The organism is Sphingopyxis sp. 550B (assembly GCF_057401805.1).
Genome location: NZ_CM171610.1, coordinates 2,165,464 through 2,189,710, shown reverse-complemented (window position 1 = coordinate 2,189,710; position 24,247 = coordinate 2,165,464). Strand labels below are relative to the sequence as shown.

General features: G+C 63.9%; 19 protein-coding genes, 1 tRNA gene and 2 pseudogenes. 6 read left to right on the top strand and 16 right to left on the bottom strand.

The window, feature by feature from the left end; translation table 11 throughout:
• Positions 1 to 52: 52 nt before the first annotated feature.
• The 6 genes and pseudogenes from AC2S9W_RS10260 to AC2S9W_RS10235 form a co-directional block, all read right to left on the bottom strand.
• Entirely contained in the window at positions 53 to 1,744 is a 1,692-nt protein-coding gene (locus AC2S9W_RS10260; protein WP_486572075.1) for a strawberry notch C-terminal domain-containing protein, read from the bottom strand.
• A 203-nt stretch (positions 1,745 to 1,947) separates the two neighbouring features.
• The gene (locus AC2S9W_RS10255; protein WP_155188124.1) at positions 1,948 to 2,952 is read right to left on the bottom strand and encodes a tyrosine-type recombinase/integrase; all 1,005 of its coding nucleotides are present in this window, start codon (positions 2,950 to 2,952) and stop codon (positions 1,948 to 1,950) included.
• Positions 2,949 to 3,863: a tyrosine-type recombinase/integrase gene (locus AC2S9W_RS10250; RefSeq protein ID WP_095687466.1), complete on the bottom strand. Its 915-nt coding sequence runs from the start codon at positions 3,861 to 3,863 to the stop codon at positions 2,949 to 2,951. Before AC2S9W_RS10250 ends, AC2S9W_RS10255 begins: the two co-directional genes overlap by 4 nt.
• Positions 3,857 to 5,402 (bottom strand): annotated as a pseudogene (locus AC2S9W_RS10245) (tyrosine-type recombinase/integrase). The gene AC2S9W_RS10250 and the pseudogene AC2S9W_RS10245 overlap by 7 nt, the downstream one beginning before the upstream one ends.
• A gap of 145 nt (positions 5,403 to 5,547) precedes the next feature.
• Positions 5,548 to 8,019, bottom strand: a complete 2,472-nt coding sequence (locus AC2S9W_RS10240; RefSeq protein ID WP_486570716.1) for a strawberry notch-like NTP hydrolase domain-containing protein — start codon at positions 8,017 to 8,019, stop codon at positions 5,548 to 5,550.
• A gap of 40 nt (positions 8,020 to 8,059) precedes the next feature.
• Positions 8,060 to 8,989, bottom strand: a complete 930-nt coding sequence (locus AC2S9W_RS10235; RefSeq protein ID WP_486570715.1) for a DUF7146 domain-containing protein — start codon at positions 8,987 to 8,989, stop codon at positions 8,060 to 8,062.
• 124 nt (positions 8,990 to 9,113) lie between these two features.
• On the opposite strand from AC2S9W_RS10235, the gene AC2S9W_RS10230 reads away from it, so the two are divergent.
• Together AC2S9W_RS10230 and AC2S9W_RS10225 are read left to right on the top strand one after the other, a co-directional pair.
• Positions 9,114 to 9,776 carry a lytic transglycosylase domain-containing protein gene (locus AC2S9W_RS10230; RefSeq protein WP_486570714.1) on the top strand — a complete coding sequence of 221 codons (663 nt, stop codon included), beginning with the start codon at positions 9,114 to 9,116 and terminating at the stop codon, positions 9,774 to 9,776.
• An 11-nt stretch (positions 9,777 to 9,787) separates the two neighbouring features.
• Positions 9,788 to 9,985, top strand: coding sequence for a DUF5818 domain-containing protein (locus tag AC2S9W_RS10225; protein ID WP_486570713.1), 198 nt, complete (start codon positions 9,788 to 9,790; stop codon positions 9,983 to 9,985).
• A gap of 9 nt (positions 9,986 to 9,994) precedes the next feature.
• Here AC2S9W_RS10225 and AC2S9W_RS10220 read toward each other — a convergent pair whose 3' ends face one another.
• The 9 genes from AC2S9W_RS10220 to AC2S9W_RS10180 all read right to left on the bottom strand — a co-directional run bounded on the left by AC2S9W_RS10220 (position 9,995) and on the right by AC2S9W_RS10180 (position 19,035).
• The gene (locus AC2S9W_RS10220; protein WP_486570712.1) at positions 9,995 to 11,248 is read right to left on the bottom strand and encodes a tyrosine-type recombinase/integrase; all 1,254 of its coding nucleotides are present in this window, start codon (positions 11,246 to 11,248) and stop codon (positions 9,995 to 9,997) included.
• Positions 11,249 to 11,425: 177 nt separating this feature from the next.
• Positions 11,426 to 11,502 (bottom strand) — tRNA-Met (locus tag AC2S9W_RS10215).
• Between the two features lie 53 nt (positions 11,503 to 11,555).
• The gene (locus AC2S9W_RS10210; protein ID WP_486570711.1) at positions 11,556 to 12,047 is read right to left on the bottom strand and encodes a 2'-5' RNA ligase family protein; all 492 of its coding nucleotides are present in this window, start codon (positions 12,045 to 12,047) and stop codon (positions 11,556 to 11,558) included.
• 227 nt (positions 12,048 to 12,274) lie between these two features.
• Positions 12,275 to 13,027 (bottom strand): alpha/beta fold hydrolase, encoded by a 753-nt coding sequence (locus AC2S9W_RS10205; RefSeq protein ID WP_486570710.1) that lies wholly within the window; start codon positions 13,025 to 13,027, stop codon positions 12,275 to 12,277.
• A 98-nt stretch (positions 13,028 to 13,125) separates the two neighbouring features.
• Positions 13,126 to 14,064 (bottom strand): endolytic transglycosylase MltG, encoded by a 939-nt coding sequence (gene mltG, locus AC2S9W_RS10200; RefSeq protein WP_067108421.1) that lies wholly within the window; start codon positions 14,062 to 14,064, stop codon positions 13,126 to 13,128.
• 165 nt (positions 14,065 to 14,229) lie between these two features.
• On the bottom strand, positions 14,230 to 15,492 hold the full coding sequence (gene fabF, locus AC2S9W_RS10195; protein ID WP_067108384.1) for a beta-ketoacyl-ACP synthase II: 1,263 nt from the start codon (positions 15,490 to 15,492) through the stop codon (positions 14,230 to 14,232).
• A 169-nt stretch (positions 15,493 to 15,661) separates the two neighbouring features.
• Entirely contained in the window at positions 15,662 to 15,898 is a 237-nt protein-coding gene (locus AC2S9W_RS10190; RefSeq protein ID WP_003039428.1) for an acyl carrier protein, read from the bottom strand.
• Positions 15,899 to 16,168: 270 nt separating this feature from the next.
• On the bottom strand, positions 16,169 to 17,926 hold the full coding sequence (locus tag AC2S9W_RS10185; RefSeq protein WP_486570709.1) for a tetratricopeptide repeat protein: 1,758 nt from the start codon (positions 17,924 to 17,926) through the stop codon (positions 16,169 to 16,171).
• A gap of 587 nt (positions 17,927 to 18,513) precedes the next feature.
• Positions 18,514 to 19,035, bottom strand: coding sequence for a DUF3617 domain-containing protein (locus AC2S9W_RS10180; RefSeq protein WP_486570708.1), 522 nt, complete (start codon positions 19,033 to 19,035; stop codon positions 18,514 to 18,516).
• A gap of 104 nt (positions 19,036 to 19,139) precedes the next feature.
• On the opposite strand from AC2S9W_RS10180, the gene uvrB reads away from it, so the two are divergent.
• From uvrB to AC2S9W_RS10160, 4 genes and pseudogenes are all read left to right on the top strand, one after another.
• On the top strand, positions 19,140 to 21,326 hold the full coding sequence (gene uvrB / locus AC2S9W_RS10175) for an excinuclease ABC subunit UvrB (RefSeq protein ID WP_486570707.1): 2,187 nt from the start codon (positions 19,140 to 19,142) through the stop codon (positions 21,324 to 21,326).
• 183 nt (positions 21,327 to 21,509) lie between these two features.
• Complete coding sequence (locus AC2S9W_RS10170) at positions 21,510 to 21,791, top strand: type II toxin-antitoxin system RelE/ParE family toxin (RefSeq protein WP_486570706.1); 282 nt, start codon at positions 21,510 to 21,512, stop codon at positions 21,789 to 21,791.
• A complete protein-coding gene (locus AC2S9W_RS10165) occupies positions 21,766 to 22,059 on the top strand; it encodes an addiction module antidote protein (protein WP_486570705.1) in 294 nt (97 codons plus the stop codon). The genes AC2S9W_RS10170 and AC2S9W_RS10165 overlap by 26 nt, the downstream gene beginning before the upstream one ends.
• Positions 22,060 to 22,149: 90 nt before the next feature.
• Positions 22,150 to 23,654, top strand: a pseudogene (locus tag AC2S9W_RS10160) (S10 family peptidase).
• 40 nt (positions 23,655 to 23,694) lie between these two features.
• On the opposite strand, the gene AC2S9W_RS10155 reads toward AC2S9W_RS10160, so the two are convergent.
• Positions 23,695 to 24,132, bottom strand: a complete 438-nt coding sequence (locus AC2S9W_RS10155; protein ID WP_486570704.1) for a hypothetical protein — start codon at positions 24,130 to 24,132, stop codon at positions 23,695 to 23,697.
• Between the last annotated feature and the right edge of the window lie 115 nt (positions 24,133 to 24,247).

Below are 24,247 nucleotides of genomic sequence, written 5' to 3'. Positions count from 1 at the left end.
GCAAATCTCCATATGGCATCATATATGCCACTCAATGCCATTTGGCAATCGCCTATGCGGATGATGCCAATCTGGCAACCACGCTCGCCGCGCCCTCGATCGGCACAAACAGCCGCGTCTGGTAGCGGATGATTTCCGTAAAGCAGCCTTGGGCCTTGTACCAGTGAAGGCGGGCTACGCTCCATCCGGTCAATTCAATTCGCTGTGAGCCATTGACCAGGCTGCGCTTCACCACAAGCCGCTCACGGCCGGCGAATTCCATGGCTCGGCCGGTCGCCAGGACGGTCTGGACGATGTCTTCGGCGGAAAGCGTTTGCTCGCGTTCCAGACCCAGCGCCCGGCACAGTTCCGGAACACAATGGGCAGGAACCTCCCGGCCAAGGAGCGACCGGCCATCCGCCGCCGAGATGCGGCTCACCCTCACGAAATCCGAAGGGAGCTTGTCCCAGACCGGGAGCAGGAGGCCCGTCGCGAGATAGAGGCGCTCGCGCTTGTGGCTGGACCGCGCCTCCTCGACTTCGGCTACCCAGGCTTCGCGGAAAGCGTCGACCGAAATGCCTTCCCAGCTGCTCTCAGCCAGCTGATCCTCGGTGATGTGGCTGCGCTTCAGCGGGCGCAGCAATTCGAAGCGGGACACGCGGGTGCCGTCATCGGCAAGAATGCTGCGGGCGGGCACGAGCAAGGCGACCCGGCCCGAGCGGGCGTTCCGAACAGTTCGCTGCCGTTGCCCAGCGAGGCCGTGGAGCTCCTCGAGTCGCTTCAGCGTAAACGGCTTCACGGCCCGGGCGATTTCCAGTTCCAGCAGATGGGTTGTTGCGCCCGAGGCAGGATCGGTGCGTAGCAGCGTGTCCGACAGGACTGTGAAGTCCTCGACCGCGATGGTTTCAAGGCCGAGATCGAGCGTCCCGGCCCGGCGGGCGGCATCAATACGCGCCTCAACCAGCCCCATGAACTCATCGAAGATCGCGTTCTGCAGGGCGATCGGCAACGCGAGGATGCGATTGAGCCAGCGCTGGATCGATGGCAGGTCATCGACCATCGACCCGTCAGGGGCTTCGATCCTGAGACCTGTCAGTTCTTGAAAGCGTCCGAGGCTGACCGCTTCGAGCTTGCCGGTGAACAAAAGCCCGAACCAGCGGTGGAGCGCCTCCTTGGCGTAGATGCTTTCGAGATTGTCGGCCGGGTCGAACAGGTTCTGTCCGCCGGTCTGGCGCTGCCCGCGCGTCAGAGCTCCGAGGCTGTCGAGCCGCCGAGCAATCGTCGAGATGAACCGGCGCTCACCGCGCACATCGCTCGTCACTGGCCTGAACAGCGGGGCTGATGCCTGATTGGTACGATTGGTCCGCCCTAACCCCTGGATTGCGGCATCAGCGCGCCAGCCCGGTTCGAGCAGGAAGTGAACGCGGCGAGCCTGGTTCTTGGCGGCCAGATCGGCATGGTAGCTGCGTCCGGTTCCTCCGGCATCGGAAAAGACGAGGATGCGTTTGTTGCCGTCCATGAAGGCCTGGGTTTCAGCGACATTGGCGCGCGGCGACCGGGATTGGAGTTTCTGACAGCCATCGCGGCCGACGATGAGCCGGCGTGTCCGGCCGGTCACTTCCGCCACCTGGTCCACGCCGAAGCGTTCGATGATGGCATCAAGCGCGGTCGCGATGGGCGGCAAAGCGCAAAGCTGCTCGATCATCCGGTCGCGCGCGGCGAGTGCCGATCGGCAAAGTACCGGCGCGCCGTGTTCGTCGCTCATCGGCTCGGAGCGAGGATTGCCGTTTTCATCGGTAAAGACGGCCATCAGCCGGACAGGAAAGCTCTTGGCGAGATAGTCGATCACATATTCTTTGCAGTCGCAGTTTATGTCGAGCGTGGCGGCAGGAGGCGCAGGTTTCCTTCGGTTTTCCATGATTTCACTCCAGATAATATATGAGGATCAGGGGAATGTCTGGGGACGGGTCAGGCCAGTCTTCGAACGTCGGTAAGCATGGTGATCAGAGCGTCGGATGGCGGCTTGAAGCGTCCGGGCATGATGGCGGGGGCGCCGTGGGCCGCGAGAATCTGCAGCTTCTCCTCGGGATCGGCGCGCAGATAGGCCTCGGTACTTTGGATGCTGGCGTGGCCGAGCCACAGCGCGACTTTGCGAATGTCACCTGTCGCCGCCAACGTGTGCATGGCGCAGGAATGGCGCAGCACGTGCGGCGTGACCCGTTTTCCGAGGATCGAAGGCTGCTTGATTCCGGCAATCTTAACGTGTTCGGCCAGTCGGAATGCGAACCCGTCACGCGTCATGGGCTGCCCGTTCGCGTTGAGAAATATCTCGGAAACCTGCGCTTCGGGGCGGATCGCAAGCCATGCGCGCAATGCGATCTGGGTCTCTTTCCAGAGCGGCAAGACCCGTTCGCGGCGGCCCTTTCCCATGATGTGCATGGTGGACAGCGAACGGTCCGGGAAATCGCGCTGTTGCAGCGATACGAGTTCCGACACCCTGAGCCCGCCAGCATAGGCCAGGTGCAACATAGCGCGGTCACGAGTGCCGAGGCGGGTCCGGGGATCAGGTGCATCAAGCAAAGCCTTGATCTCTGCCCGGTCGAGGTAGTCGATCAGTGCCTTGTCGGTCTTCTTGGTTGGAATCGCACGAATGCGCAGGGCCTGATCGAGACAGGCAGGCACGCGATACTCGATGTACCGGAAGAATGATCGGATCGCTGCCAATCGGCCATTGCGGGTCCTCACGCAGCTGCCGCGTCCGTTCTCAACATGGTCGAGGAAGGCCAGGATGAGGTCCGTGCCGAGATCCTCGACCTCAAGATCGGTTGGCCGACGCTTCAACCGGTCGGCAGCGAACCGGACCAGCAGCACGAAGCAGTTGGCGTAGGTCTTCACCGTGTGCGGGCTGACGGCGCGGTCGCGCGGAAGATGTTCGCGCAGGTACGCCGAGAGATAAGGGGCGAGTGCCGTCATGCCGCTTCTCCCAGGTAAAGGTGTTCGCTGGCGACCGCGATGTCGCGCAGCAACACCGGGGTGGCCTCGACATACCAGTAGGTGTTGGCGACCGACGCGTGTCCCAGATAGACGCTGAGGCCGGCCATGTGATGTGCCACGGCCTCCCTGTCCGGCGGACAGGACTCCAGCGAGCGCACGGCGAAGGTATGGCGCAAATCGTGCATCCGCATACCCGCTGTTCCGGTCGGTCCGCGGTATCCAAGCTGTCGTGCCAACCGGACGAACACGATGTGGGCGCGAACCTTGTGGGGTGCCCGTCCTCGGATGGTGACGAACAGGTCATTGCCCGTGGCGCCGAGCCTCGCTCGGGTCGCGAGATATGCTTCGAGCGCCTGCCGGGTCGACGGTTGCAACGCGACGAGGCGCTGCTTGCCGAACTTGCCATTGCGAATGATCAACCCGTCTTCGCCCAGATCGTCACACTGTAGCGCGAGGGCTTCGGAAATCCTCAGGCCAGTCGCTGCCAGCAATCCGAACAGGCAATGGTAGGTGTGGGGGCTGATTGTGCCTTTGGGCGGCAGGTCCAGCGCCGCGGCCATGATGGCGCGGATCTGTTCGGGCTCGATGATATACGGGGTCGGGCGTGGACGCTTACCCCGGCCGAAGACGCCAGCAGGAGGCACTTCGTGGGCGGGTTCCTCGGCATGGGCGAAAAGGCTGAAGTTGCGAACGGTGTCGAAGCGGGTCTGTGCCACATATTGCGAGCTCGCCGTGTGGCACCAGTCGTAGATGCGCTGGACCTGGGTGTGTTGGTCACCGAAATGCCCTGCGTAGGCTGCATAGAGGCGGAGCAGCCGATCCTGTTCGTCATACTTCCGGCCAAGACTGCGGTGCAGTGCAACGTAGCGGGAAATGTGCGTGTTCAGCATGACGGTTCTCCTGGCCATGGCTGGGCGATCTTCATGAGCATCGGCAGATCGACCTTGGCGTAGATGGCGGTGGTCTCGGGTGAGCTGTGGCGCAGGATGGTCCCGACGGACTCCAGCCCCGCGCCTGCGCGCAGCAAGTTGGTGGCAAGCGAATGCCGGAAGATGTGCGATCCGGTCGGCACGCCCGGATCCCGCCGCGTTCACGCGTGCGCGCAACTATGCCGGCAATCTCGGCGGACGAACGGAATGGCCGGAACGGGGCTTGCGCGCGTACGAACAAGTGCGGATCGGCGGCCTTGGGACGGGCCGTGGCAATGTAGTCCAGGATCGCGTCGCCAACATCCTGGGGTAACGGCAGCCGGTCTGGCCGTCTGGTCTTGCCCTTGACCGTCAGATGACCGGACCGCCAGTCGATGTCTTCGAGGTGCATATCCTGAATATCGCCGGCACGCAGGCCGAGCCGGCGAGCAGAAGAATGATGGCCTTGTCCCGAACTTCCACTGGGCGGCCTGTCGGACAGGCGTCGATGATCTGCTCGACCGTTGCCGGGTCGACGTGGCGGGGCAGCGTCGACAGGCGGTATCGCTGGACCGAAGGGATCGCGTGCAACAGTGCCGGTCGACACTCGCCTTGCCCAATCAAAAAGCGGATGTAGCTCCGCATGATCGTGACGATCAGCGAGACGGATCCCGGCGTCTCCTTGCTTCGTCGTTCAAACGCCCGCCTGAGCGCCGCCGCATCCCATTGCGAAGGCTCGCCCAGCATGGGCATGAGCCGACGAATGTCGGCCCGGTAGCGGCGGATCGTCTCTTCGGTGGCGCCGCGATGTTGCCGAAGCCAGGCAAGGTAAGCCGCCATGTGCGGGTCAGCATCCGCCACCGGTTCGACTGGTGGGATGGCACCCTGCCGCCGCAGAAACTCGACGAAGTGCCGAGCGCACCGCCGTCGACGCTTCGCACCTGATGCAACGAGCTTGCCTCGCTTGCGCCAGACCGGACAGCGACAAACATGCGCGCCGTACTGGTCGATGATCGTGTCGTCGATATCGGCCCACCGCCGCCGCACAATGCGAAGCCAGGCCGCGAAATGCTCGGCCTCGGATCGATAGGACTGGGCCGGTCCTTGCGCGAGTTGCAAGCGATCGATCCCATCGAAATAGTCGGCGAGGTACCGTGGCAGATCGTCCATCCCGTCGTCGACATCGACGTAGCCTTGATCTTCCAGGAAGCGGACGAAGCGCCTGACCCGCGCTGCAATGTCCGCCTTATAAACTGGCTGCTGCGCCGAATACCGGTGGCAACGGCACCGATGCTTCTCGAACCGCCGAACGGTCCGATCGTCGATCGTGCGGATCGCGATCCCGTGCAGTTCCATCCAATGCAGGAAATGACGGGCCGCAGCGCCAAACAGAACCGCACTGCCTGACCTCTCGTCGAGCGACAGAGAGGAGAGGAATGCGGTGAGTAGAGCGTCGTGACTGGGCGGGTCGTCGACCCGGAGCGGGGCCGCTCGAAACGGCAATGATGATCTTGATCGCATGTTGGTTCCTTCGACTTGTTGAGGTCGAGGGAACCGTAATTATCTGGAGTGAAATCATGGAAAACCGAAGGAAACCTGCGCCTCCTGCCGCCACGCTCGACATAAACTGCGACTGCAAAGAACTGGTGTAATGTTGAGCTCAACATTACACCAGTTCCCGCGGGGACAGATCGATCTCCAGCGCTTCGCGTTCCTCGTCCGACAGGTCGGCAAGCCGACGATTGAGCATGGCTTCTGCGGTGGAGACGAGCTGGACGACAACGGCGTTCCCCTCGGCAATCGCGGCGTCGATGGCTGGCAACAGGCTGGGCAGCTTCATCGAAAGAAGCAGCTGCGCGAAAAAGCGCTGTTTGGTTCCTTCGAAGATCGACATTGCTGCGGACTTGGCGCCCGAGTTGAGCGTCCCGCCAGTTTCGCTATCGACGATCCGCGTGGCCTCCAGCGCTTCGCGCAGGTTGGCGTGAATGATCGCCCAGGCCTCAGCGTAGGCATCATAGACCGCGATCTGATCCTCGCTAAGGCGATGCTCGAGGATCTCGTATTCGACGCCGGCGAAGGACAATGCGCGCGCGGTGTAGATGCCGAGCGACTTGAGGTCCCGCGCAACCAGTTCCATTGCTGCGATCCCGCCGTCACGAATGTCGGCCACGAAGGCCTCGCGATTGGCGAAGGCGGTCTCAGGTCCCCACAGGCCAAGGCGCGTCGCATAGGCCAGGTTGTTGACGTCGGACGCGCCGGTCGCCGAGGCATAGAGCACCCGCGCGCGGGGCAGGAGGTTTTGCAGGCGCACACCGGCGATACCCTGCTCCGAGCCCTTGACCTTGCCCCGTGATCCTTCTCCGCCAGCGGCATTGGCCATGGCGTGCGCCTCGTCGAACACAATGACGCCGTCGAAGTCATCGCCCGCCCAGGCGAGGATCTGGTCGAGGCGGGTCGCATCACTTCGGCCTGAGCGCAGGGTCGGGTAGGTCACGAATAGGATGCCGTCGCGCATGGCGATGGGGGTGCCGAGTTTCCAGGATGCAAGCGGCTGGATGTCGATCGGAAGGCCGCCAAGTGCAGCCCAGTCGCGCCGGGCATCTTCCAGCAGCGCCTCATTCTTGGAGATCCAGATATGGCGGCGTTCACCGCGCACCCAGCGGTCGAGAATGACGCTCGCAACCTGACGGCCCTTCCCGGCGCCCGTTCCGTCCCCGAGGAAATAGCCCTGCCGGTAAGTCAGACCGTCCGCCGATGCCTTGAGCGAACAGCCCTTGTCCTCTGGCTCGAACCGGCCGGGAAGATCGCGCCCGTGGGCGCTTGCAGCATAGATGAGGGTCTCAGCCTGGGCAGCAGACAGCAGCCCCTTGGCAACCAGCCCGTCGGGCAGCTGCGGCACAGCTTCGGGCATCGGCGCGGCGATCGACCCCATGGCGACGGACTCAACGAGCGGCGTCGGATGCTCGGCCGCGCCATCGATCACGATCCTGCTCGGGCGATAGGGCAGATAGTGGCCGACCTGAGGGGCAAGCGGCGCAGGGGTTTCGAGCGACTGGTAGGTGAGCGACCCGATAGCGGTGGCTACAGGAATGACCCTGCTCGGTATCGGCAGCGGCCTGCGCGGTGCCGCCACCAAGCGAAACGGCGCAAGGGCCGGAAGGCTCGCCTGGTCTGGAACAGCGTCCAGACTGCTGCGAGCGGGCAAGGCATCGACAAGCTCGACCAGCTGGCAAAAGTCGCTTGTGCGGATAACGACAGGCTCATGGGAGCCGCCCACCTTGTCGAGGACCAGCAGCCGCGTGGTGATGCCGGTGCCATGCTTGACGAACGCACGTTCGACCGCGGCATCGAGCCGCAGCGACACCGGTCCCTTCAACCCCGCCATGAACTTCGCGCAATCGAACCATTCGGGCATGATCGCGACAAGGCGACCACCGGATGCGAGACGGTTCCAGGCCGATCGCAGGTGGCGCGAACCGGTGCGACTATCGTGCCCTCGCTCGATGCCGTGCGAATAGGGAGGATTCATCAACACCACAGACGGATTGATGGCGGGATCGAGCAGTTCGTCGATCAGCTCGGCGTCGTGGCCGGCCACACCCGCGCTCGGGAACACCACATTCAGGCAATCACGGCGGAGCGGCGAGATCTCGTTGAGGGCTAATCGTGAGCCAGCCTTGGCGGCCCAGACTGCCAGGATCCCCGTTCCGGCCGAGGGTTCGAGCACAAGCTCACCGGTGGCCAGCGCACAAGCCCGGGCGGCAAGCCAAGCGAGGCGCGGCGGCGTTGCGAACTGCTGCCATTCGATCTGCTCGTCACTGCGATTGCTTTGGGTCAGAAGCCGGGCTTCGAGAGAGCAGAAGAACTGATCTGCATCGTCGGCCGAAGTCGAAAGCGAAATCTGATCGAAGGCTTTCAGGTACTGAACCTGTGCCACCTCAAGGGCTGCATGAGCGTCACGGACGGACCAGCGTCCGCACGCATCGCTGCCCCCGAAGTGATTGGTCATAATGCGCGTGACGTCACTGCGCGAGAGCACGCGGCCTGCCGCCAGCTCGGAAGCCATGGACTGGGCCGCCATCACAACTGCGGGCGGTGATGGTTCATCGAATGCGAAGGCGAGGGAAGAATTGGACATGGGAACCTCCTGACGAGGTCCTGCGTCGGGCAGGCCTCAATCAGCCGAAGGCACCCTCCCCTCTGCTAGACGGATCGGGTTGTCGGGCGAGCCGCGACTTCAATTCGTCGTTCCAGTCAAAACCGGGCGAGGCTGGTGCGCGTGAGTGGATGACACGATTAGGCGCAGCGTAGGCCTTCAGCGCTCGCTCCTCGGCGAGAGCGCCTCCGGCATCATTGTCGATGAACAGGTAGAGCTCGCGCACGCTTTCCGGGACCGAAACGAGACCAAACCGCTCGTTTCCAAGCGTCGCCCAGCACGGGATCCCGAAGAGCTGCATTGCTGACAGAGCGCTCTCGATACCTTCGGCAAGACCCAGACGCCCCTGCACTGCCGGCGCAAGCCTGACGGCACCGACGCCGAGGCTGCCCAGCGCGCGCTTGGGCCGCTCGAAGCCCGCCAACCTTGCGGAGGCGCGGTCAAGGAACGTCCTGTGCACCGCAATTATCCCGATGTCGGTTGTGACTGCCGCCAGCATCGCCGGGAGAAATTGGACAGCCCCGCGTGGCCCAAGCGGCGTACGTTCCAGGTAACGGAGCCGGTCAGATGCGTGCTGGAGACCACGCTGTGCGAGATATCGTTCGACGGGGCTGTCGGAGATCAACGTGGCCGATTGCCACAAGCGTCGCGCATTGGGACTGAAGTCACCCTGATTTTGCTGATTGGCTGTCCCAGCGCCAGAACCATCAAAGAGCTCGCGGCTGCGAACGCCCTGGCGATCCAATGCTGCAATGACGTCCTCATTCGAGCATCCGGCGAAGCAATGGAACAGGATGGCCTTTCGCCCCAAGGTCACGCTGAGCGACGGTGTGCGGTCGTCGTGGGCGGGACAGCAGCACATGCCCTTGCCCTGGCGCCATGTTCCGTTGAGGCGTTCGACAATCGTGCGGGCGCGGCGTTCGAGTTGATGACTATTCTTTATCTGGGGCATCGACCTTCTCCGATTGAGGTGCCCTGCCCGTGCAGCCTCCGCTCTGCACCAGCGCCAAACCATTTTCCTACGCCCTATGTTCTTTATATGTTCCGTCTCGATTCGGCTATAGAAGGATCGAGAAATGCCACTGAAAACCCTGATGATCGGCAGCATTGGCCTCGCCATCGCGTTTGCCACTCCTGCCAGCGCGCAAGACCTGCCGGCTCCTTACATGCCCGAAGAAAGTGACAGCCGCTCCGATGGCATCCGGATTGCAGAGGCATCGAACGGGTTCCAGTTGGTCGAGCATGGACTCTGGCAATCGGCGCTGAATTCGACACCATCGAATCCCGAGATCGGCGCTGTAGGCCGGGTCCACCTTCCCTATCGCTACCAACCCAAGACTGGCGCGGGTCCATCCGGCTTTCGACGAGCAAGCTTTCTGCCTCACGTCTATGCCGCTGAAGCAAAGTACTCTTTGCCCACCGGCCTACTCGATGCACTTGTCTGGACAGAATCCCGATACAATCCACTCGCCGTGAGCAAGGCGGGCGCAGCTGGCCTCGGTCAGCTGATGCCGGCGACGGCCCGGGAACTCGGTGTTTCCAACCGTTTTGACCCAATGGCTAACATCTTCGGCGCTGCCCGATATCTGCGACAGATGCTCGACAAATTCGGCATGGTCCACTTGGCCGTGGCGGCCTACAATGCCGGTCCAGGTGCAGTCGAACGCGCGGGCGGTATCCCGCGGAACGACGAGACGCCAGGATACGTTCGCGATGTCCTCCGCCATTGGCGCTTTTAGCGAGGAAAGCAGTGAATACGAGCCGACGGCGCGTTGCCGGGCTACTGGGCCGGACCCAGCGCGGCCTGATCCTTACGACAGAGATCAATGAGGTCTGGGTCATCGAGTACGACGAGCCATGCGATGAACTTATTGACTCCACCGTCATCGTGGATGGAGCCATGTCAGGTATTTACCGTTTGCGGGCCGACTGGATCGGCCCTGTCTGACCAAGTGCTTCAAGCAGCCCGCTTGCGTCCCTTGCTGATGTCCACAACCTTCCTTCCATCCAGAAAGTCAGCCCAATCCTGCATCATCCGCCGACGAGGGGCGAGATACTCCGCAGCGTTGTAGGCACCTCGGACATCATTCTTCTCTGAATGAGCGAGCTGCATTTCAACCCAATCCTCATGGTACTTCCGGATCCACATCGCCGGCTTGCCAAACTCAACCAGCTGCTCGTTCGCCCAAGTGCTGGCGAGCCCTCGAAAGCCGTGGACGGTCTGCCGGCTATGATAACCGAGGCGGTACAGCGCATAGATCATCGTATTTTCAGACAACGGCTTGTCTGGGTGGGTCCCGGGAAACAAGTAATTACCGGTGGCCCTGGATACCATGTTTCTAGCAATTTGCGCGGCTTGAGCGGAAAGTGGAACAAGGTGTTCGCGCCCCATCTTCATGCGCGCAGCTGGAATGCGCCAAACCGGGTCCGTCCCATCGAGATCTTCGAACTCGGATTTGACGGCAAGCCGAAGCTCCTTTGTCCTGACCCAAGTCAGCAAGGCGAACAGTACCGCATCGCGGGTGATAGCCGAGCGTCGGTCACCTTCCTCCTGGTAGGCTCGCAGCTTTTCGAGGAAGGCAGGTAATTCAACCAAAGGGAGACGGCTCATGTGCTTCACCCTGGGCCGGGGCTTTAGAGCGCCGCGGAGATGAGCTGTGGGATCACTGGATGCCAGCCCGCACGCAATCGCGAACTGAAAGACCTGCCCCACCCCTTGCTTGGCGCGTCGACTAATATCGAGGGCACCGCGCCCCTCGATCTTGCGGATCATCTCCAGAACATCAGGAGCTGTAATCTCGTGGATGAGTTTCTGGCCGATCTCGGGGAATACGTCCCTCTCCATTCTCGACCATACACGTTCGGCATGGGCCGGATTCAATGCCGACTGGCGGTTCTCATGCCAGCGTTTCGCCACCATGTAGAAGGTGTCGCCGTTTTCCGAGATTACCTCGCCCTTGGCCTTCATCGGATCCTTGCCCTCGGCAAGCAGCGCCTTAGCGGCTTTGCGCTTATCCCTGGCCGCTGCGATCCCCAGCGCCGGATAAGCTCCAAACGACAGCAGCTTTTCCTTACCTGCAAAGCGGTATTTCATCCGCCAAAGCCTCGTGCCGTTTGGCTGGACGAGCAGGAACAAACCCTCGCTATCGGCAAGCTTATAAGCGCGCTCGCGGGGCTTGGCATTTTTGGCTTGAGTCTCCGTCAGAGGCATGGGGGTATCGCTCCTTTCCGATACTCCGCAAAACTACCCCCAAAATACCCCCACACCAAATCTGGCTGCATGTGGAAGGCCATGGGCGCATGCGGACGCGAATCACCCGCAACCCTCTGCTTTTCTTTCGATTTTTGGAAAAATGCGGAAGCTGTCGGAAGCTTCCGGATAAAGGGATGGTAGCGGAGGAGGGACTCGAACCCCCGACACGCGGATTATGATTCCGCTGCTCTAACCGGCTGAGCTACTCCGCCCCGAAAGGCCGCCCGTGGGCGAGCCGCGCCTATAAGCAGGCGGTCTGCGCCGGTCAATATCGTCCGCGCATGCCGCGAAAATTCCTTTCGAACGCCGTTTCCCACGGCCCGCCGCGGTAATGGTGGGCGGCGAGGCCCGCGATTGCCAGCGGCCGGGCGCGGAAATCGCGCCGCAGTTCGGCGAGCAGCGCCCGCGCCGCTGCTGGATCGGCCTTGTTCTGCACCGTGATGTGCAGGCGCGGCGTGCCGCGGTCCTGCGCGGCGAGCAGGCCCGCGAAACGGTCCGCGATGCGCGCCCGGATCGCCAGCAGGTCGGGGCTTTCGACGCGAAAGGCGACGCCGCGATCGAGCAGGTAGATGTCCGAAACACGCGCCACCGGCGGCGGCGTGTCGGCGACGATGGCGCGGATCAGCCGGGCGAGTTCGTCGAGGGCCGATGGCGGCAGATGATGGAACAGCGTGATATGCGCCGCTACGCGGTTGCGTCCCGGCGGATAATGGGCGGTCCGCAGCGCGTCGAAGAAGCGCTGGTCGGCCGCGCCCATCGTTGCGGTAACGACGACGGGCGCGGCGCCAGAGGCCCGGACGGGAGGGGGATTGCCCGGGTCGCCAGTCAAGAGAAGGGATGGGCGCGGCGGGAGGGGGGATGGCCATCGTCCATGGGACGCCCTTTCTCGATGTCGGGCGCTTTCGGCCAATCCTTTGCGGCAATCCAATCGATTTCCTGGGTCACAATGATCGCCTGCGCCGATGAGAGCGAAAAAGCGCCCCGTTACAATGTGTTCCAGAAGCGATGCAGCGCCGCCGCGACCGCTTGCGGGCGTTCGGCGATCGCCCAATGCCCCGCATCTTTGATGACCGTCAGCGGCGTGCCGGTGCGGGCGGCGTAGCGCTGCGCCACCGCCAGAGCGACATAGGGATCGTTCGCGCCCCAGATCAGCGCGCCCCGCGCGCGCAGGTCCGGAAGGTCGCGCGCCCAGTCGTGCCGGAAGCTGAGCCCCTTCGCCGAGCGGTAGAGGCGCAGGATCGCGCGGCGCTTGTCCCTGCCCGCCCATTGCCGCGCCTCTTCCTCCGCAATGGCGGCGGGAAGCCCCTGCGCGACGAGTCCCTTCGCCAGCGCCGCCGGACGGCTCAGCGCCATGAAGATTTCGCCGAGCAGCGGCGTGTTCCAGACCCGCGCGATACGGTGGCCGCGATAATCGGGGTCGATCACGGCGTTCGACACCGCCCAGCTTCGGATGAGGTCGGGGCGCAGCATCGCGACGCGCTGCGCGATCAGGGCGCCCCAGTCGTGGCCGACGATGTCGATCGGGCCATGCACGCGCGCCAGCGCCGCCGCCTCCCCCACCGCCCAGTCGGCATAGGCCTCTTTCGTCGCGGGGAAATGCGCGGGCAGCAGGGCCGTGAAGCCGGGCAGCGCGGGGGCCGCAACCGGCGCATCGCCGAGGTCGAGCGCGTCGAGCAGCGGGCGCCAGACCGCAGGGCTGTCGGGAACGCCGTGGAGGAAGAGTTTCGCGGTCGCCATCGTCGCTTCGCCTTTCCTTCGCCCTTCCGAACGCGCGGCCCTATCCGTATGGCGCAAGGCTGCCAGCCGCCCCAGCTTTCACCGCGACGGCGCTTGTCCTACATCTCCCCGCGCTCGCGCCGGATCTCATACCATTTCTGCACATTGGCATTATGCTCGGACAGCGTGCGCGCAAAGATATGGCCGCCGTCGCCCTTGGCGACGAAGAAGAGATAGTCGTTGGGTTCGGGGTCGAGAACCGCCGCGATCGACGCCTTGCCCGGATTGGCGATTGGCCCCTTCGGCAGACCGACCATCGCATAGGTGTTGTAGCCGTTCACCGCCTGGATTTCGGACCGCAGGATACGACGGCCAAGCGGCTTGCCCCTGGTGATCGGATAGATGATCGTCGGATCGGCCTGCAGCTTCATGCCGACCGCGAGCCGGTTGGTATAGACGCCCGCGACGGTGCGACGCTCAGCGGGGACGCCGGTTTCCTTCTCGACGATCGAGGCGAGCGTGATCGCCTCGCCCCGGTCCTTCGCCGCGGTGCGCGGGGTGCGTTTCGCCCAGAGCTCGGCAAAGGCCTTGTCCATCGCCGCCTGCATCCGCTTCAGCACCGCGGCACGGCTTTCGCCGGTGGTGAAGGCATAGGTATCGGGCAGCACGCTGCCCTCCGCGGGCACCGCTACCTCGCCCGTCAGGCGCGGTTCGGCCATCAATCGCTCCCACACCATGATCGAGGGCATGCCTTCGGGAATCATCACGAAGCGCTGCACGGTCTTGCCCGACTGCAGCAGCGCGAGGATATCGCCCGCGCCCATGCCCTTCTTCACTTCATATTCGCCGGGTTTGATCGGCTTGTCCGAGCCGAGGAAGCGCGCCCGGTTACGGAAGGCGGACGCCGACACGACCCCCGCCTTCTCGAGGATCTCTCCCGCCTTCGCGATGCTCGCGCCCGGCGGGATGACGACCACCGTATCGCGCGGCGCGCCGCCCGAGCAGGCGGCGAGCAGCAGCGCGAAGATCGCAATCGTCAGCCAGCGAAACGGACGCACCAAAGTCTCCCGTCAGTCCTTACCCGGCGGCCTAAAGCCACAAAAGCCCCGCATGTGCGGTATGCTTTTGTGTCCTCTGCGGCTTTAAACCGGGCCCGGTCGAGCGCACGCGCCTGCTAGAGCATGGCGGCGCAATGTAGGAAAGAGGTTTCAGTCCGGCTCGAGCTACTCCTCGACCGCCTTGACGATCAGGCTGGCGTTGGTGCCGCCGAAGCCGAAGCTGTTGTTGAGCGCGGCGCGCACCGGGCGCTTCCTGGCCTTGTGCGGGACGAGATCGACGCCCTCGGTCCCCTCGTCGGGGTTGTCGAGGTTGAGCGTCGGTGGGACGATCTGGTCGCGGATCGCGAGGATGCAGAAGATCGTCTCGACCGCGCCGGCGCCGCCGAGCAGGTGGCCGATCGCCGACTTGGTCGAGCTCATCGACACGTCGCCGATCGCGTCGCCGAACAGGCGCTTGACCGCGCCGAGTTCGATCGTGTCGGCCATCGTCGAGGTGCCGTGCGCGTTGATATAGTCGATGTCGTCCGGGGTCATACCCGCCTTCTTCAGCGCCATCTCCATCGAGCGATAGGCGCCGAAGCCGTCGGGATGCGGCGCGGTGACGTGATAGGCGTCGCCCGACAGGCCGTAGCCGACCACCTCGGCATAGATTTTCGCGCCGCGCGCCTTCGCATGCTCATATTCCTCGAGCACGACGACGCCCGCGCCCTCGCCCATCACGAAGCCGTCGCGATCCTTGTCATAGGGGCGGCTCGCCTGTTCGGGGCGGTCGTTATAGCTCATGTTGAGCGCGCGCGCCTGCGCGAAGCCGGCGATGCCGATCGGGCAGATCGTCGACTCGGCGCCGCCCGCTAGCATGATGTCGGCGTCGCCGTCCTTGATCATCCGCGCCGCGTCGCCGATCGAATGCGCGCCGGTCGAGCAGGCGGTGACGACGGCATGGTTGGGCCCCATCAGCCCGTATTTGATGCTGACCTGACCCGAGATCAGATTGATCAGGCGGCCGTGGACGAAGTGCGGGCTGACGCGGCCAGGGCCCTTTTCGGCGAGCAGCAGGCTCTCGCTCTCGATGCCCGGCAGGCCGCCGATCCCCGACCCGATCGAACAGCCCGCGCGCAGCTTCTGCTCGTCGGTCATCTCGGTCAGGCCGGCGTCCTCGATCGCCTGCCCGGCGGCGTCGATGCCATAAATGATGAAAGGGTCGACCTGGCGCTGCACCTTGTGATCGACGCGCTTCATCGGGTCGAAGCCATATTCGTGATCCGCCGGCTTCACCTCGCACGCGATCGTGCATTTCTGGTCCGACGCGTCGAAGCGGGTGATCGTCCCCGCGCCCGACTTTCCGGCGATCAGATTGGCCCAGCTCGTTTCGACGTCGCCGCCCAGCGGCGTCACCAAACCCAAACCCGTCACCACAACCCGGCGCATAGTCATTCCTTTCGTCGGGCCTCGCCTCTTCGGGGCGCGGCATCATCTTTGTCGGGGCATGCCCAAAAAAAAGGCTTCCCGGCCATGGCGCGCAAGCGCTGGGAGCCGGGAAGCCGGAAACGCGTGGGCGGCGTCGCCGCCGCGTCCGGCCGCGCCGGACCGAACGGGCCTAGCCCTTGTTCGCTTCGATATAGTCGATCGCATCCTTGACGGTGGCGATCTTTTCCGCCGCATCGTCGGGAATCTCGACGCCGAATTCTTCTTCGAACGCCATCACCAGTTCGACGATATCGAGGCTGTCGGCGCCCAGATCGTCGATGAAGCTCGCTTCCTCGGTGACTTTGTCGGCTTCGACGCCCAGATGCTCGACGACGATCTTCTTAACCTTTTCGGCCGAATCGCTCATGCACAGTTCCTTTTTTCTGACTGTCTCGTGAATGTTGGAATTTGCCCTAGTGTCCGTCAGCGGGGCTGGCAAGAGGCTGGCGTCGCGACCGCGGCCAGGCGCCGCATCGACACACCGCCCCCGGACAAGGCGCAGGCCGACCGTCGCCCCCTTTCTGCTGTTCGGCCACCTGTCCCCGGAAATAGGGGGTAGAGCCGCCGGCTTCAAGGACGAACCCACGGCCGATCGCGATGATCATGCCCCCGGAAAGCGGCGCGGGCCGTATTCCGGTCAACCGCGCGGGGTGGCCGGCACCACGCCCGAATCGCGCAGCGCCGCCGCGGCGTGCCCGACCACGGCGGGCGTAATCATGAACTGGCCGAGCACCTTTTCGGGCGCTGTGTCTTCCAGCTGCCGCGTATAGGTCAGCAGGCGCTGCCAGAGCTGGCGCGCTTCGGCCAGCCGGCCCTGCCGCGCCAGGACGATCGACCGCACGACCAGATATTGCGGCTCCATGTTGCTGGGCGACGGCATGCCGTCGAGGATGGCGCGCGCCTCATCGACTTCGCCGCGCTGCGACAGCACGAACGCAAGCGTGACCGCCGGAACCCCCGCATAGCTGGCGTCGAGCGCGAGCGACCGGCGCAGCAGCGCCTCTCCATTGTCGCCGACGCTGCACGTCAGCTTGAACAGCCCGATGAAGCCGGCCATGTCGGGATCATAGGGATTGAGCCGGACCGCGGCATTGCCCATCGCCTCCCCCGCGGCGCAATCGCCGGCATAGAAATGGGCGCGCGTGATCGCGAACAGGCCGGCCGGCGTGTTCGGACCGTTTTCATAGGCGCGCTCGGCCAGCCCGCGCGCCTCGGCGAAGATCGCCTTGCCCTGCGGCGTCCCCCGCTGCGGCCCCCAGTCACCGAACCGAAGCCAGGACAGCGCATTGAGCAGCACCGGGTCGCGCGGCGCGCGCTCGACCGACGCGCGCAGGCAGTCGCCGACCCTACGCGCCCCTTCCGCGGTGCGATTCTGCCGCATCCGGCTGAACTGGGCCAGACAGGGGTAGCCGGGAGCGTAATCGTCGGGCTGACGGCGGAGCTGGTCGCGAACGATCACCCCGTAATCGCCGGCGATCTGGGCGATCGCGGGCTCGAGCTGACCGAATTCGGGCACGTCGCCGTCATTCACCCGCACCTGCGTCGACCAGATGGCCCGCTGGTCGGCGACGCGATTGAGCACCAGCGTTACATCGACCGGCCCCTCGACCGTCCGCACCACCGAACTGTCGAGTCGGTAATCCGCGCGGTCGCGCCGGTCGTCCTCGCGGCTCCGCGCGCTCAGCAGGTCGACGAACTCGAAGCGGCGGATACCGTCGCGCAGCTTGCCGTCGAGCGCGCGCGCCAGCGCCCGCGAAACCGCGCTCTCCCCCGCTTCGGGGGCGCTGATCTCGACCAGCGGCATCGGGTCGATATTGCCCTGGAATACCGCCTGCTGCCCGCGCCAGGCCCACCATCCCGCGAGCGCCGCGAGCCCCGCCAGAACGAGCACGGCGAGCAGGACAGTGCGGCGTCCGCGCCGCAAACGCGCCGGGGGCAACGCGGCGGCTTCGTGCGAAGGCGTCGCGACCGGGTCGACCGATGCCGCGGCGGACGCTTCCGCAGCATTTTCGGCGGAGCGGGCCGGCGGCGGCGCGGCACGATGCTGGACGACGATTTCATAACTGCCCTGCGGAACGCGCAGGCGGTGCACCCAAGGCGTATCGGCATAATAGCGGTCGAGCAGGTTGCGCAGGCGCCCGACCATGACGCGGGGATAGCTGTCGAGCGAGGGATCGAAATCGTGGCTGCGCCCCAGCGCCTCGGTCGCGATCTCATAGGCCTTGGGCGCGCTCCGCGCGCCGCGCAGCCGGTGATCGGCCAGATATTGCAGCAATCGCGACAACACCGGCGAGCGAACGAACAGCGGTGATTCGAGCAGGCGGCGCAGTTCCTGTTCGACGATCCGGTCGCCGGCGTCGCTGCTCTCCGACTCGTTCGTTCCTGTATGATTCATTCTACCCTCGATGCTCCCCGACGAGCTGCTGCGGTAGATACGCCAATCCCGGAGCACGACCAGACACCGTTACGGCCATGTAACGGTAACAGATAGGCCGGAACGCGCCATGCTGAAAATTGGTTCCCACCAATCCGGCCAAAATCCGGTGAAACAATCTTAGCATTTGGTTATCAAGTAGCGACAACCCGCTACGTGACCCCATGTAACTATCATTTCCCCGTCACCGCTGCCACCTTTCAATCGTCGCGGTGCCCCCCACAACACCGTGGTCTGGTCTGAGACATGTTCTCAGTTCGACGAATTGAAGCCGGTGGGTTGAAGAATGCGAGCTGGTCCCTGGCATTCTTCGCAACACCTGTCGGCTTCATACACTGAGACTTTGCCGGAGGGGACATAGCCCCACCTGTGCCCCCTCCGGCAGGTCCGCTCTCCTCCCCTCATCACCACGATCAGAAGCGTGTCCGGACTTGTCCGGTCCGCGCCGTATCCCGCAATATCGGGCGTCGGCGCCAATCCGTCGTGCGATGAAAGGGCGCCGGCTCGTGCCGACGCCCATGGTGCTGCCGAAACGCTTCGGCTCAGCTTTAGCTTTTCGTCGCGGCGCCGGCCTGACACGGGCCGGTGTGCGTGCTGACCACCTGCATCACCATTTCCATGTCGCCGCCGGTCGGAATCTTGCCCTTGGTCGTGATGGTCACGTCGCTCTTCTTCGCTTCCATCGTTCCGGCCATCGCCATGTCCATCGTCTGGCCGTTGGCGGTGCAGGTGCCCGCGACGTCGATCTTGCCGCCGGCGACATCCTTTTTCGACCATTTGCATTCGCCGCCGTTGCCCGAGCCTTCCTTGGCGAGTTCGGCCGCGATATCCTCCTTGTCGACCTGTTCCTGCGTGAAGCACTGATCCATGCCGCTCGCGCCCTCGACCATCTGCTTCATGCCGGCCTTCATTTCCTCGGGCATGCCGGGGACCTCGAACTTGACCAACTTGACCTCGGTCTTCCAGTTGCCCGCCTCGCGCTTCACCGGGCCGTCGCTGTTTGCCGACTTGCTGCATCCCGTCACCGCCATGGCAACGCCAAGGGCCGCGATCGTCACAAATTTCCTCATATATTCCATCCTTCTGCTGGATTGGGCGATAACCCCGATGCGATCCATTTGGTTGCCGTCACGCCACGTTGTCGTGGCAGGCAAACGATACCATATTCCTCGTGATGGCAATCCAGATTCGCACCTCGCTCGACGAAATCGACACCAGCGGCGATTATGTCCCGCACCGCCCCGCACGTCCCGACAAGGTCGAGGGCGGCAAGCGCTTCGAACTGGTCAGCGACTATCAGCCCGCCGGCGACCAGCCGACCGCGATCCGCGAACTGGTCGACACCGCGCGCGCGGGCGAGCGCGACCAGGTGCTGCTGGGCGTGACCGGATCGGGCAAGACCTTCACCATGGCCAAGGTGATCGAGGAATTGCAGCGCCCCGCGCTGATCCTCGCGCCGAACAAGATCCTCGCGGCGCAACTCTATGGCGAGTTCAAGAGCTTCTTCCCGAACAATGCGGTCGAATATTTCGTCAGCTATTACGACTATTACCAGCCCGAAGCCTATGTTCCCCGCTCCGACACCTATATCGAGAAGGAGTCGAGCGTGAACGAGGCGATCGACCGCATGCGCCACTCGGCGACGCGCGCGCTGCTCGAACGCGACGACGTCATCATCGTCGCCTCGGTGTCGTGCCTTTACGGCATCGGGTCGGTCGAAACCTATTCGGCGATGATCTTCGACCTCAAGAAAGGACAGGTCGTCGACAGCGGCGAGATCATCCGCAAGCTGGTGGCGCTGCAATACAAGCGCAACGACCAGGCCTTTTCGCGCGGTAATTTCCGCGTCCGCGGCGACAGCCTGGAAATCTTTCCCTCGCACTATGAGGATATGGCGTGGCGCGTCAGCTTCTTCGGCGACGAGATCGAGGAGATCACCGAGTTCGACCCGCTGACCGGAAAGAAGATCGCCAACCTGAATTATGTCCGCGTCTTCGCCAATTCGCACTATGTGACCCCCGGTCCGACCCTGAAACAGGCGAGCGAGGCGATCCGGCACGAACTGGCCGAACGGCTGAAGGAACTGGAAACCGAAGGACGGCTGCTCGAGGCGCAACGGCTGGAACAGCGCACCAATTTCGACCTCGAGATGATCGCGGCGACCGGAAGCTGCGCGGGAATCGAGAATTACAGCCGCTTCCTGACCGGCCGCCTGCCGGGCGAGCCGCCGCCGACCCTGTTCGAATATCTGCCCGACAACGCGCTGCTGTTCGTCGACGAGAGCCATCAGACGATCCCGCAGATCGGCGCGATGTCGAAGGGCGACCACCGCCGCAAGATCACGCTGGCCGAATATGGCTTCCGCCTCCCCTCCTGCATCGACAACCGGCCGCTGCGCTTCGCCGAATGGGATGCGATGCGGCCGCAGACGGTCAGCGTCTCGGCCACTCCCGGCACGTGGGAAATGGACCGTACGCAGGGCGTCTTCGCCGAACAGGTGATCCGTCCCACCGGCCTGATCGATCCGCCGGTGATCATCCGCCCGGTCGAGGAGCAGGTCGACGACCTGATCGCCGAGGCCAAGGCGACCGCGGCGCAGGGGTATCGCACGCTCGTCACCACGCTGACCAAGCGCATGGCCGAAGACCTGACCGAATATCTGCACGAGGCGGGGCTGAAGGTCCGTTACATGCATTCGGACGTCGAGACGCTGGAGCGCATCGAGATCATCCGCGACCTGCGGCTCGGCGTGTTCGACGTGCTCGTCGGCATCAACCTGCTGCGCGAGGGGCTCGACATTCCCGAATGCGGGCTGGTCGCGATCCTCGATGCCGACAAGGAGGGCTTCCTGCGCAGCGAGACCAGCCTCGTCCAGACGATCGGCCGCGCGGCGCGCAACGTCGACGGGCGCGTCATCCTCTATGCCGACCGCATCACCGGCAGCATGGAGCGCGCGATGCGCGAGACCGACCGCCGCCGCGAAAAACAGCAGGCGTATAACGCCGAACACGGCATCACGCCGACGACGATCAAGCGCAACATCGGCGACATCATCGCGCATGTCGCGTCGAAGGACCAGGTCACCATTGATCTGGGCGACGACAAGCCCGACCATATGGTCGGTCACAATCTGCGCGCCTATATCGCCGAGCTCGAAAAGAAGATGCGCGACGCCGCCGCCGACCTGGAGTTCGAGGAAGCCGGCCGCCTGCGCGACGAGATTCGCCGGCTGGAGGCCGACGAACTGGGCCTGCCCCCGGACGAACAGGTCGCACCGCGCGTGGGACGCTCGAACGAAGGCAAGCCGGGAACGCGCAAGGGACGCTTCGGGAAGCAGAGCAAGACGAAGTGGGGGCGGTAGGCGATTGAATTGCCGCGCCTGGCGCATGAGTGTCCGCTAGCGGACACCCGTCGCGATCCGATCCGAAACTATGAATGAGCGGCGGCCAAGGACGGCAGCGGATCAGAATTGGGTTGACATGAGCGATAATGTCTCGTATAAAGGACAAGTGATCGAAGTTCGGCGAACGCGTCAGTTCGATAAATGGCTCCGCGCTTTACGGGATCGTCGGTCCCTGTTGCGGATTGCCGACAGGCTGAGGCGCTTTGCATCCGGCCATGCGGGCGACAGAAGCCGGTCGGCGAGGGTGTGCACGAGTTGAGGCTCGCATTCGGGCCGGGATATCGAATCTATTATATGTGGCGCGATACCACGCTGGTACTTCTGCTGATCGGTGGCGACAAGGATAGTCAGGCGCGCGATATCGCGAAGGCCAAGGAACTGGCAAGGGAAGCAGACAATGGGATTGACGACGACGCGCTTTGACCCGGCCGACTATATCGAAACGGCCGAGGATATCCGTTTCTACCTCGAAGCAGCGATGGAAGGGAACGACCCCAAGCATATCGCCTGCGCCATCGGCGATGTCGCCCGTTCCAAAGGCATGAGCGAAATCGCTCGCAAAACGGGCCTTGGCCGGCAGGCGCTTTACAATGCGTTGTCGGAAAACGGCAACCCGACACTGGAAACGCTGACCGCCGTGCTGGACGCGCTCGGCCTGCAATTGTCGGTGCAACCCAAAAAGGCCGCCTGACCGCTTCGACAAAAGGACGATCCCCGCCGACGAGCGCCCTTGCTCCTCCCGTGCGCTGCCTAGGGTCCGCGCGCAACTGGGGAGAATGAGATGAAATCTGGTCTGTCGCTGATCGCCTTGGCGCTTGCCTTCGCAACGCCCGCCATGCTGCATGCCGAGGATGCCCCCGCTGACAAGGTAAAGGCGGAAAAATCCACCGACTATGAGCCGCAAGTCCGTACGACGAAGCTGTCTGGCACGTTCGGGGGCAGCGCGTCGCCTATGCCGCGACGATCGGCGAAACGATCCTCAAGAACAAGGACGGCGTGCCCGAGGCCGCGATCGTCACCACATCCTATGTCAGGGAACCGCGCGATCCCAGCCGCCCGGTGACCTTCCTGTTCAACGGCGGCCCCGGTTCGGGTACCGTGTGGCTGATGATGGGCGCCTTCGGTCCGAAGCGCGTGGCGATCCCCAGCGACGCGCGCGACGACGGCGCCCCGCCCTATCCGATCGTCGATAATCCCGATTCACTGCTCGACGTCACCGACATCGTATTCATCGATCCCCCGGGCACCGGCTTTTCGCATCTGATCGGCAATGCCAAGCCCGAGGATTATTACGGCGTGACGCAGGATGCGAAGGCGGTCGCCGAAGTGATCCGCCGCTGGCTGAACGACAATGGCCGCTGGAACAGCCCCAAGTTCCTGGGCGGCGAAAGCTATGGCACGACGCGTTCGGCGGCGGTCGCCAACCAGTTGATGAACGTCACCTACAATGACGTCGGCCTCAACGGCATCATCCTGATCTCGACCGTGCTCGACTTTGCGGCCGGGTCCGACGCGCCGGGCAACGAACTGGGCTTCATCACCAATCTGCCCTCGATGGCCGCAACCGCGCTCTATCACGGCAAGGCGAGCGCGTCCTCGGTCGAACAGTTCGTCGAGGAAGCGCGGCAATGGGCGATCGGTCCCTATGCCGCGGCGCTGCTGAAGGGCCAGAAGCTGCAGGGCGACGAGCGCGCGCAGATCCGCCGCGAGCTTTCGCGCTTCACCGGCCTGTCCGAAACCTTTCTGGAAAATGCCGACCTGCGCGTGACGCCGGGCCGTTTCTACAAGGAATTGCTGCGCGATCGCGGGCTGACCGTCGGACGGCTCGACAGCCGTTATACCGGCCGTGACTACGACAATGCCGGCGAAGAGCCCGACAACGATCCCAGCTTCTATGGCATCGACGCGAGCTATACCGCCGCGATCAACAGCTGGTCGCGCGAGACGCTGGGGTTCAAGACCGACCGCGAATATCAGTCGATCGGCGGCATCGGGCGGCTGTGGGACTGGCGCATCGGCGGGCGCGACACCAACGCCTATCTGAACGTCGCGCCCTATATCGGGCAGGCGCTGCGCGAGAACAGCGGATTGCGCGTGTTCGTCGGACAGGGCTATTACGACTTCGCGACGCCCTTCTTCGCCGCCGAATATTCGCTGTCGCGCACCGGCATCCCGCAGGACCGCGTCGAATATCAATATTATGCCGCGGGACACATGATGTATATCCGCGACGAGGACCGCCACAAGCTGGCGTCCGACATCCGCGCCTTCATCCGCGCGCGGTAAGGAAATGGACAGGGGCGCTTGATCGGCGCCCCTTTTCCGTTCAGCGCAGAACGCCCGCTGCCGCCTGTCGCCGCGCGTAGATGAAGAGCGCGATCGCGACGATCCAGACGATGGCGGAGAAGACCATGGGGAACGTCCCGAACAGGCGCTCCAGATCGCCATAATGCAACCCGAACTGATAGAAGCTGCTGACCGCAAGCCCGACCAGCGAGGCGGCGAACGCCGTCACCGCATGCCGGCTGCGCGCGAGCAACAGGATCGACCCCAGCACCGCGCCCCAGACGCCGAGCGCCCAGCCGGCGCTGGCCCATAGCGGAAAGCCGTGGAAATAGGCCTGCTGCTCGGGCGTGAAAGCGCTCAGATAATCGGCGTTGCGCAGCTTGGTCATCGTATAGTCGAACGCACCGATGGCGTTCCACAACAGGGTGAGAATGCCGACGATCCACAGATGGAACGGCGCCTTGCCCATTTCGCTCATATCTTCCTCCCTCCCCGGAAAAGACGGAGCGATATCTATCATGTCCCGCTTGGCAAATCATCACCCAAGCACGATATGGCCGGCATGTGCGTCGTCGCCCTCGCCCGCCACGTCC

What these genes read in the sequence shown, in the direction of transcription:
- AC2S9W_RS10230 (WP_486570714.1), top strand. Translation starts at nt 9,114, where the DNA reads ATGCCACTGAAAACCCTGATGATCGGCAGCATTGGCCTCGCCATCGCG.
- AC2S9W_RS10155 (WP_486570704.1), bottom strand. Translation starts at nt 24,132, where the DNA reads ATGAGCGAAATGGGCAAGGCGCCGTTCCATCTGTGGATCGTCGGCATT.
- AC2S9W_RS10250 (WP_095687466.1), bottom strand. Translation starts at nt 3,863, where the DNA reads ATGCTGAACACGCACATTTCCCGCTACGTTGCACTGCACCGCAGTCTT.
- uvrB (WP_486570707.1), top strand. Translation starts at nt 19,140, where the DNA reads ATGGCAATCCAGATTCGCACCTCGCTCGACGAAATCGACACCAGCGGC.
- AC2S9W_RS10165 (WP_486570705.1), top strand. Translation starts at nt 21,766, where the DNA reads ATGGGATTGACGACGACGCGCTTTGACCCGGCCGACTATATCGAAACG.
- AC2S9W_RS10185 (WP_486570709.1), bottom strand. Translation starts at nt 17,926, where the DNA reads ATGAATCATACAGGAACGAACGAGTCGGAGAGCAGCGACGCCGGCGAC.
- AC2S9W_RS10180 (WP_486570708.1), bottom strand. Translation starts at nt 19,035, where the DNA reads ATGAGGAAATTTGTGACGATCGCGGCCCTTGGCGTTGCCATGGCGGTG.
- AC2S9W_RS10170 (WP_486570706.1), top strand. Translation starts at nt 21,510, where the DNA reads ATGGCTCCGCGCTTTACGGGATCGTCGGTCCCTGTTGCGGATTGCCGA.
- fabF (WP_067108384.1), bottom strand. Translation starts at nt 15,492, where the DNA reads ATGCGCCGGGTTGTGGTGACGGGTTTGGGTTTGGTGACGCCGCTGGGC.
- AC2S9W_RS10240 (WP_486570716.1), bottom strand. Translation starts at nt 8,019, where the DNA reads ATGTCCAATTCTTCCCTCGCCTTCGCATTCGATGAACCATCACCGCCC.
- AC2S9W_RS10190 (WP_003039428.1), bottom strand. Translation starts at nt 15,898, where the DNA reads ATGAGCGATTCGGCCGAAAAGGTTAAGAAGATCGTCGTCGAGCATCTG.
- AC2S9W_RS10255 (WP_155188124.1), bottom strand. Translation starts at nt 2,952, where the DNA reads ATGACGGCACTCGCCCCTTATCTCTCGGCGTACCTGCGCGAACATCTT.
- AC2S9W_RS10220 (WP_486570712.1), bottom strand. Translation starts at nt 11,248, where the DNA reads ATGCCTCTGACGGAGACTCAAGCCAAAAATGCCAAGCCCCGCGAGCGC.
- AC2S9W_RS10205 (WP_486570710.1), bottom strand. Translation starts at nt 13,027, where the DNA reads ATGGCGACCGCGAAACTCTTCCTCCACGGCGTTCCCGACAGCCCTGCG.
- AC2S9W_RS10235 (WP_486570715.1), bottom strand. Translation starts at nt 8,989, where the DNA reads ATGCCCCAGATAAAGAATAGTCATCAACTCGAACGCCGCGCCCGCACG.
- AC2S9W_RS10210 (WP_486570711.1), bottom strand. Translation starts at nt 12,047, where the DNA reads ATGGGCGCGGCCGACCAGCGCTTCTTCGACGCGCTGCGGACCGCCCAT.
- AC2S9W_RS10260 (WP_486572075.1), bottom strand. Translation starts at nt 1,744, where the DNA reads ATGAGCGACGAACACGGCGCGCCGGTACTTTGCCGATCGGCACTCGCC.